Below are 7877 nucleotides of genomic sequence, written 5' to 3'. Positions count from 1 at the left end.
AAAAGCCAACCTACCCCGCCTCCCCACCCCCCGCGCCGCCTATCCCGTAGGTTTGACCACGCAAACGCTATCAACCCACGTGAAAAATATCCTCCTGTTTTTCGGCCTCCTGCTCGGGGCTACCTCCGCCGTTCAGGCCCAGCACCAGATGGCCGGCATGAGCCACGCCAGCATGGCCGGTATGACGATGCCCGCCGCCAAACCCGGCAGCCCGGTGGCCGCCTTCCAGCACGGCATGGACTCGGTGATGGTGGTGATGGACGAAGGCATGCGCCGCATGGACGGGGCCAACCCTGCCGACATCGACGCCAGCTTTGCGGCCATGATGGTGCCGCACCACCAGGGGGCCGTGGACATGGCCCGCCTGCAACTCCTTTACGGCAAAGACCCGGCCCTGCGCCGCCTGGCCCAGAGTATCATCGCCGAGCAGCAGGTCGAGATTCAGCAGATGCAGGCCTGGCTAAAGCAGCACCCGGCCAAGCCCTAGGTGGGGTGTAGCGCGGACGCTGTGAGTCCGCGCGTTGCCCGATTACTCTACGCGCGGACTTGCAGAACCCGCGTTACCTTCTTACTGTCAATGAAATATCTTCTCCTACCCGCCCTGCTGCTGGCCGGCACTGCCGCCCGGGCCCAGGCCGTGAGCCACCGCGACCGGGTGTACACCGCCGACCAGATTTCCAACACGGTTTCCGTCATCGACCCGGCCGATAACAAGCTGCTGGGCCAAGTGATACTGGGCAAGCCGCAGCCCGATTTAACGTCGGCCCTCTACCGGGGGCAGGCGCTGGTGCACGGCCTGGGGGCCTCGCCCGACCACCGGCTGCTGGCCGTGGTGTCGGTGGGCTCCAATAACGTCACGTTTATCGAAACGGCCACCAACGCCGTAAAAGGCAGCGTGTACGTGGGCCGCGCCCCGCACGAGCCCACCTTTCGGCCCGACGGCAAGGAGGTGTGGGTGACGGTGCGCGGCGAGGACTACCTCTCCGTGATTGATGCCGCCACGCTGCGCGAAACCCGCCGCATCCAGGTGCCCAACGGGCCGGGCCAAATTGCCTTCAGCCCCGATGGCAAGCGGGCCTTCGTGTGCTCCAGTTTCTCGCCCGAGTTGGCGGTGATTGACGTGGCCACCTACCGGGTTATCAAGAAAATACCCGTCATTAGCCCGTTCTCGCCCAATATTTTCCCCAGCAAGGACGGCCAGCAAATCTGGTTTACGCACAAGGACGTGGGCAAGGTGTCGGTGCTCGATACCGAAATCCTGACCATCAGCGGGGTACTAACTACCGGCCCCATCACCAACCACGTGACCACCGTGGACCTACCCACCGGCAAAGTGGCCTACGTGACGGTGGGCGGCGAAGACGTGGTGAAAGTGTACAGCCGCGAGCCGGGCTTCAAGCAGCTGGCGACCATTGCGGTGGGGGCCAACCCGCACGGCATCTGGCCCGCAGGCGATGGCAGCCGGGTGTACGTAGGCCTCGAAAACGGCGATTCGGCCGTGGCCGTGAGCACGGCCACCAACCGGGTGCTGGGCAAAATAAAGGTCGGCCAGGCCCCGATGGCCCTCATGTACGTGCCCGATGCCGTGCCCTCGGGCGTGGCCAGCGCGGCCAACCTCGGCCAGCAGCTCATCGACAAGCCCACCGTCATCCGCAACCTGCGGCCCCCTACCCCCGGCCCCGCCGCCGGCACCATGAACCTGCGCTCGGAGGGCCTCGTGGACCTGGCCACCTTCAACCTGCGCGCCCTGGCCCCGAATACCGATTACGACATCTTCCTCACCAGCTCCGCCCAGGCCCCCTACGCCCGCGACTACCCCCTCACCACCGTGCACACCGACGCCAAAGGCGGCGCGATGGGCCAGGCGCTCGGCCCCGTGCAGCGCATCGCCAGCGGCGACTTGCACCCGGCGGGCAAGGCCTTTACGCGGGTGGTAGTGGCCCCGAAAGCGGCCGATGGCCCGCCGGCGCTGGTTAGCGAATAAGCGCCGGCCAGTAGTGCACACTGAAAGTCTGCGCTACTGGCCGGCCTCGCTGGCGGCCAGCTGGCGACGGTGCACCCGAAAGCGCCACCCACCCAGCGCCAGCACTACGGCCGCCACGCTCAGCGCCGTGTAGCCCAGTCGGCCGCCCCGCTCGGGGTGCAGCTGCAAGAGCGCCAGGCCGAAGCCCACCAGCGCCAGGCTGGTGCGCACGTAGGTAAACAACGTGCGCTCGTTGGCCAGGCGGGTGCGTTGCAGGGCCAGCCGGTCGGACAGTGGTAGGGCAGGCTTGGGGGTGGAAGCGGGCATAAGGAAACTTGGTTTTCAGGCCAGCGTCACGGCCGCACCCGGCTCGGCCAAACGCAGAAACTTGATGCCGTGTTTCTCGAAATATGGCCCGTAGTTGTCGTAGCGCTGCTGCACGAAAAAAGGTTTGAGGTACCCGTCGTGCACCGGCAAAATCTGCCTGGGCCGCATCTTCAGGGCGAAGTCAGCCACTACCAACTCTGTGAGGAAGGGCGCGGTGACGGGCAGTATCAGCAGCTCCACCCCCGCAAATTGGAGCAGGTTCTCGGCGAAGGAATCGGCGGGGTTCAACACCTTGCCGTTCACCAGCCAGGCCGTCATTTGGGGCAGCGGGCTGTCGAGAATGGCCTCGTGCCGCACCGGCAGGGCTTGCAGCTGAAACGCACCCAAGTCGAGCGGGCCTTCCTCGTGAATTTGCACGGCTAGCCCTTGCTTTTTCAGCTTGGCGGCCACTTCACCATTGGAAATTAGGGTGGCCCCGCCCAGCTCGACGATGCGCTGGAGGGCATCCACGTCGAGGTGGTCGGGGTGGTCGTGGGTAATGATGACCGTGTTCACGCCCTTGAATACGTCGGGCTTCACCAGCCCCTCGTTGAAGGAAAATTTGCCGGGGTCGAACAGCAGCTGCACGCCGTTTAGCTCAAACAGCAGGCAGGAGTGGATGTACTTGGTAATGCGCATGGGGGGTAGGGGTAAAATTCTGGTATGCAGGATGATGCCAGTAAGTTCAGTCGCCCAGCCAGCGGTCGGCAACCAGGCCCAGGGCGTAGTTGAGCTGCACCAGCAGCAGCAGGATGGCCCCGGCGTACACGCTCAGAAAGCACATTCCCGCCGCCGCCGCGTAGAGCACCTGCATGAGCACGATGCGCCGCACCAGCGCCTGGCTCACGGCCGCATCCACGGCCCGCAGCATACTGTGGCGCTGGGCGTAGCGGTAGCTGCCCAGCAGGGCCGCGCCCACCAGCAGCAGGTTGGCCCAGTATACCAGCACCGCCCCGCGCAGCGGGAAGTGCGTGGTCAGAAAGGCCGTCGAGAACGGCAGCAGGCCCACCACCAGCAGAAAGGCAATGTGCCACCAGGCCAGCCGCCGGTCGCTGTGCTCCAGGTACGTGAACTGCGTGCTCTGGCACACCCAGAAGATGCCCAGCGACAGAAACCCCAGCACGTAGCCCCCGATGCTGGGCAACAGCCCCAGCAAGGCCGGCCCTACGTCGGCCTCGGTGCGCACGAGGGCGGCGGCCGGCACCCGCAAGTTGAGTACCAGCAGGGTCATGGCAATGGAAAACACGCCGTCGCTCAGCGACTCGATGCGGCGCAGATTCTGGCCCGCCACGGTGGTGTAGGCCACGGGCAGTGACGGACGATTTAGAGGTGGCCCGTGCAACGTATGTTTGTTTCCTGCGGGCTTACTATTCATTTTTTTACGCTGCCGAGATGCTAATTAATGGCCTGCTGAACCAAGTATTGGCTTTGCGCCGGACGCAAGAGAAACTGGTACAGCTAAGCGGCGAAAACTTCAACGTCTTTCGGATTCTTGGCTTGGAAACCAGAGAGGTACGGATGCACTCAGCCTTTCTCGGAGAATTGCTTAATCCGGCCGGGAGCCACGGCTTGCGGGATACGTTTCTAAAACTATTTACCCAAACAATCAAGTTTGACGACTTTAAAACAGATACCGCCCGGCTGGTGGTCGAGTATGACATAGGCCGGATTACTTCCGACTATCAGCAAGGGGGGCGAATCGACATTTATTTGGAATCGGCCGGGCAGTACATCTTTATCGAGAACAAGATTTACGCCAACGACCAGCAGAATCAGCTCGGGCGTTATCATACCTACCGCAAACAAGCTCGGCTGCTCTACCTTACGCTTGACGGGGCCAAGCCTTCCGATGGGGGCGCTGGTAACTTGCGGCCAGACCAGTACGAGTTAATTTCATACAAAGAGGGCATCGCGAACTGGCTGGAAAAGTGCCGTCAGGCCGCCGCTGCCTATCCGCTCGTGCGGGAAACCATCGTGCAGTACCAACACCTCATTAACTATCTCACCGGCAGAACTTCTAACGACTACATCAGGATGGAAATGCAGCAAATTGTCGCACAAAGTGAGGAAAATTTTGTGAGCGCCGCCGCTTTGGGGCAAGCCTTTTCTGAGCGGCAAGCACTTTACGTCGAAGATTTGATTGAGAAGTTTGAAGCAGTATGGTATGCGAGGTTTAGCGAGAATCTATCCCCTCTGCCTGAGTACACTATTTATTTCCAGTTGCATGAGGTCAGTTATGGATTCCGGGCGCTAAAGGATGGGCAGGAGGTGCTTGCAAGTCAAGAAGTTGCTTTGCAACCGTTGGTTGCGCTAGCCCTCACTATCCCCAAACTGAAGTCTGATAGTAATTGGCTGGCTTGGCGATATATGAACCATCGTTATTTTGACAACATTCAACCAGCAGAACTCTACCAAGCCGCAACGAATGAAACTGTCCGGCAACATCGCTTTGATGATATGCTAAGAGAGGGGCAATATTATTTTGACCAGTTCAAGGCACTGATGGCAGACTACGTTCCAAGTGTATGAGCCTACGAAACGAAACAACCCCGGCCGGCGCGTAGCCAGCCGGGGCTGCGGGTACCAGGGTAGCTTACGATGCAGCGCTGCGGTAGCTTCAAGCTGGGGCAAACATAGCTTCTAAACTTACTCGCCGCTGGCCTGGCCCAGCTGCACTTCCTCCCCGAGCAGGTTCGACTCGGGCGTGGCCGAGTAGGGCACGGTTTGGGGGATGAAGTCGGCGTCGGAACCGGGCTTGCTGTAGTCGTAGGGCCAGCGGTACACGGTGGGCACCTCGCCGGGCCAGTTGCCGTGCGGCACGTCGATGGGCGTGGTCCACTCCAGGGTGTTGGAATTCCAGGGGTTTTGGGTGGCGCGGCGGCCCCGCCAGATGCTGTAAAAGAAGTTGAAGAGGAAAACAAATTGCGCGAAGAACACGGCGATGGCCGCCAGCGAAATCAGCCGGTTGAGGTCGGCAAACTGCGAAAAGGCGTCGAAGCCCGTCCAGGAGTAGTAGCGGCGCGGGAAGCCGGCAATGCCCAGGTAGTGCATGGGCATGAAAATGAGGTAGACGCCCACGAAGGTGAGCCAGAAGTGCACGTAGCCCAGCTTCTCGTCCATCATCCGCCCAAACAGCTTCGGAAACCAGTGGTACACCCCGGCAAACATGCCGAAGAACGCTGCCGAGCCCATCACCAGGTGAAAGTGGGCGATGACGAAGTACGTGTTGTGCAGCTGAATATCGAGCGCCGCGTTGCCCAGCACGATGCCCGTGAGGCCGCCCGCGATGAAGAGCGACACGAACCCGATGCTGAAAAGCATGGCCGTCGTAAACCGGATGTTGCCGCGCCAGAGGGTCGCAATCCAGTTGAAGCTTTTCACGGCCGAGGGCACGGCGATGACCAGGGTCAGAAACATGAACACCGACCCCAGGAAGGGATTCATGCCCGTCACGAACATGTGGTGGCCCCACACCGCGAACGATAAAATGAGGATAGCGAAGAGCGAGCCAATCATGGCCCGGTAGCCGAAAATGGGCTTGCGGGCGTTGGTAGCCAGGATTTCGGACACGATGCCCATGCCCGGCATAATGACGATGTAGACCTCGGGGTGGCCCAAAAACCAGAACAAGTGCTGAAACAGCACGGGCGAGCCGCCCTGGTTGTGCAGCGCCTGCCCGGCAATGTAGATATCAGAGAGGTAGAACGAGGTGCCAAACGAGCGGTCGAACACCAGCAGCAGCAGACCCGCAAACAGCACCGGAAACGTGAGAATGCCCAGAATAGCCGTGATAAAGAGCGCCCACACCGTGAGCGGCAGCTTGGTCATGCTCATGCCTTTGGTGCGCAGGTTGAGCACGGTGGTCACGTAGTTGACGCCGCCCAGCAGCGTGCTCACCACGAACAGCACCATGCTCACCAGCCACAGGGTCATGCCCAGGCCCGAGCCGTCGATGGCCTGCGGCAGGGCCGAGAGCGGCGGGTACACCGTCCAGCCCGAGGCGGCGGGGCCGGTTTCGATAAAGAGCGAGGTAAACATGACGACCCCCGACAGGAAAAAGAACCAGTACGAGAGCATGTTCATAAAGCCCGACGCCATATCGCGGGCCCCAATCTGCAAGGGAATGAGCAGGTTGGCAAACGTGCCGCTGAGCCCTGCCGTGAGCACGAAAAACAGCATGATGGTGCCGTGCATCGTCACCAGGGCCAGGTAAAACTCGGGGTTGAGCTTACCGCCCTCAATCCACTTGCCCAGCAGCGGCTTAAGCCACTCCAAGGTGGCCTCGGGCCAGCCCAATTGCAGCCGGAAAAGCGTGGAGAGCACCCCGCCCACCAGCGCCCAAAACATGCCCGTGAGCAAAAACTGCCGGGCAATCATCTTGTGGTCCTGGCTGAACACGTACTTGAACAGCCAGTGCTGCGCCTCGTGGTGGTCGGGCCCGGCCAGGTGGTCGGCGTGGGTAGTGGCCGAGGCGGCGGCCGTGCCGATGCCCCCCTGCGCCTGCGAGGAGGCCGTGAACTCAGTAGCCATAGCGTAGTGCAAATTGCCCCCGGCCGGCCAGCGGCCCGCGCCAGGGAGTAGAAATAAAAGGGCGCCCTAGGGAGGGGTAGCGTGGGCTTGGTAGTCCGAGCGCTCGCGCAGCGAGCAGTTGCGGGCGAACGATGTTCGATGCCGGCTGCTCGCTGCGCGAGCGCTCGGACTACCAAGCCCACGCTACAGCAACTGGCCCAGGGCAAACTTACCCGCCCGGCCTACCGGGCAACTGGTCGTTTTCCAGGTTTTTCTGGTATAAAGCCGGGTTTTGACGGTAGGCCCGGGGCGAGCAGCCCGCGTGCTGGCGGAAGAAGCGCCCGAAATGCGAGGCCTCCTCGAAGCCCAGGGCATAGCCCACCTCGGCCACCGACAGGCCCGTGGTGCCCAGCAGGTGCCGGGCCTCGGCCAGCACCCGCGCCCCAATGAGCTGGCGGGCGGGGCGGCCCAGGTGCTGGCGGCAGCAGGCGCAGAGGTGGTCGGGGCTCAGGTGCAGGCGGGCGGCGTAGTCGCGCACCGCGTGCAGGGTGCGAAAGTGCGCTTCCAGCAGCTGCGCAAACTGCCGGGCCACCGCCGCCCCCCTACCCCCCTGCGGGGCCGGCGCGGCCGGAAAAGCCAGCGCCAGCAGCAGGTGCAGGTAGGCGCGGGCCTGGGCGGGGTCGGCGGCCGGCTCGGCCAGGGTGCGGGCCAGGCCGCGCAGCAGGGCCGGCACTTCGGCCCGCTCGGCCGGGGGCAATACCAGCGCCCACGGCCCCGGCCCGACCGGCAGCCCCGGCGCGGGAAAGCTGGTCAGGTAGTAGTCGGCCAAAAAGCACACCACCTCGCCCCGGCAGCCCGCCGCCAGCGCCCAGCCCAGCACCGGCCCCGGCGGCAGCAGCACCAGTTGCCCCGGTTGCAGCGCCAGCGCCTGCCCCGGCAGGTGTAGCACGCCCGCACCCCGCGCCACGTGCAGCAGCCAGAAGTGGTGGGTGTGGGCTACGCCCGGTGGGGCACACCCGCCAGTCGAGCAGGGGAAAGG

General features: G+C 63.0%; 8 protein-coding genes. 3 read left to right on the top strand and 5 right to left on the bottom strand.

What is annotated here, in order from left to right; genetic code table 11:
- Window positions 1–487: CopM family metallochaperone (gene copM, locus VFO93_RS15535; protein WP_325135280.1), on the top strand; the 487-nt coding region annotated here is incomplete at its 5' end.
- Window positions 488–577: 90 nt separating this feature from the next.
- Window positions 578–1984, top strand: coding sequence for a YncE family protein (locus tag VFO93_RS15530; protein ID WP_325135279.1), 1407 nt, complete (start codon window positions 578–580; stop codon window positions 1982–1984).
- A 33-nt stretch (window positions 1985–2017) separates the two neighbouring features.
- Here VFO93_RS15530 and VFO93_RS15525 read toward each other — a convergent pair whose 3' ends face one another.
- The 3 genes from VFO93_RS15525 to VFO93_RS15515 are packed head-to-tail and all read right to left on the bottom strand — an operon-like array spanning window position 2018 to window position 3635.
- The gene (locus tag VFO93_RS15525; protein ID WP_325135278.1) at window positions 2018–2290 is read right to left on the bottom strand and encodes a DUF202 domain-containing protein; all 273 of its coding nucleotides are present in this window, start codon (window positions 2288–2290) and stop codon (window positions 2018–2020) included.
- Window positions 2291–2305: 15 nt separating this feature from the next.
- Entirely contained in the window at window positions 2306–2968 is a 663-nt protein-coding gene (locus tag VFO93_RS15520) for an MBL fold metallo-hydrolase (protein WP_325135277.1), read from the bottom strand.
- A gap of 46 nt (window positions 2969–3014) precedes the next feature.
- Complete coding sequence (locus VFO93_RS15515) at window positions 3015–3635, bottom strand: TMEM175 family protein (protein ID WP_198173002.1); 621 nt, start codon at window positions 3633–3635, stop codon at window positions 3015–3017.
- Window positions 3636–3640: 5 nt separating this feature from the next.
- Between VFO93_RS15515 and VFO93_RS15510 the strand changes: the two genes are divergently transcribed.
- Window positions 3641–4858: a PD-(D/E)XK nuclease family protein gene (locus VFO93_RS15510; protein ID WP_198173001.1), complete on the top strand. Its 1218-nt coding sequence runs from the start codon at window positions 3641–3643 to the stop codon at window positions 4856–4858.
- A gap of 117 nt (window positions 4859–4975) precedes the next feature.
- Here the strand turns inward: VFO93_RS15510 and VFO93_RS15505 are convergent, their stop codons facing one another.
- Both VFO93_RS15505 and VFO93_RS15500 read right to left on the bottom strand, forming a co-directional pair.
- Window positions 4976–6859 carry a cytochrome c oxidase subunit I gene (locus tag VFO93_RS15505; protein WP_325135276.1) on the bottom strand — a complete coding sequence of 628 codons (1884 nt, stop codon included), beginning with the start codon at window positions 6857–6859 and terminating at the stop codon, window positions 4976–4978.
- Window positions 6860–7067: 208 nt separating this feature from the next.
- The gene (locus VFO93_RS15500) at window positions 7068–7805 is read right to left on the bottom strand and encodes a helix-turn-helix domain-containing protein (protein WP_325135275.1); all 738 of its coding nucleotides are present in this window, start codon (window positions 7803–7805) and stop codon (window positions 7068–7070) included.
- Between the last annotated feature and the right edge of the window lie 72 nt (window positions 7806–7877).

It is taken from the genome of Hymenobacter sp. (assembly GCF_035709525.1).
In the GTDB taxonomy this organism is placed as follows: Bacteria; Bacteroidota; Bacteroidia; order Cytophagales; family Hymenobacteraceae; genus Hymenobacter.
The sequence above is the reverse complement of the archived record's forward strand: the minus strand, read 5'-3'. Positions and strand labels throughout refer to the sequence as shown.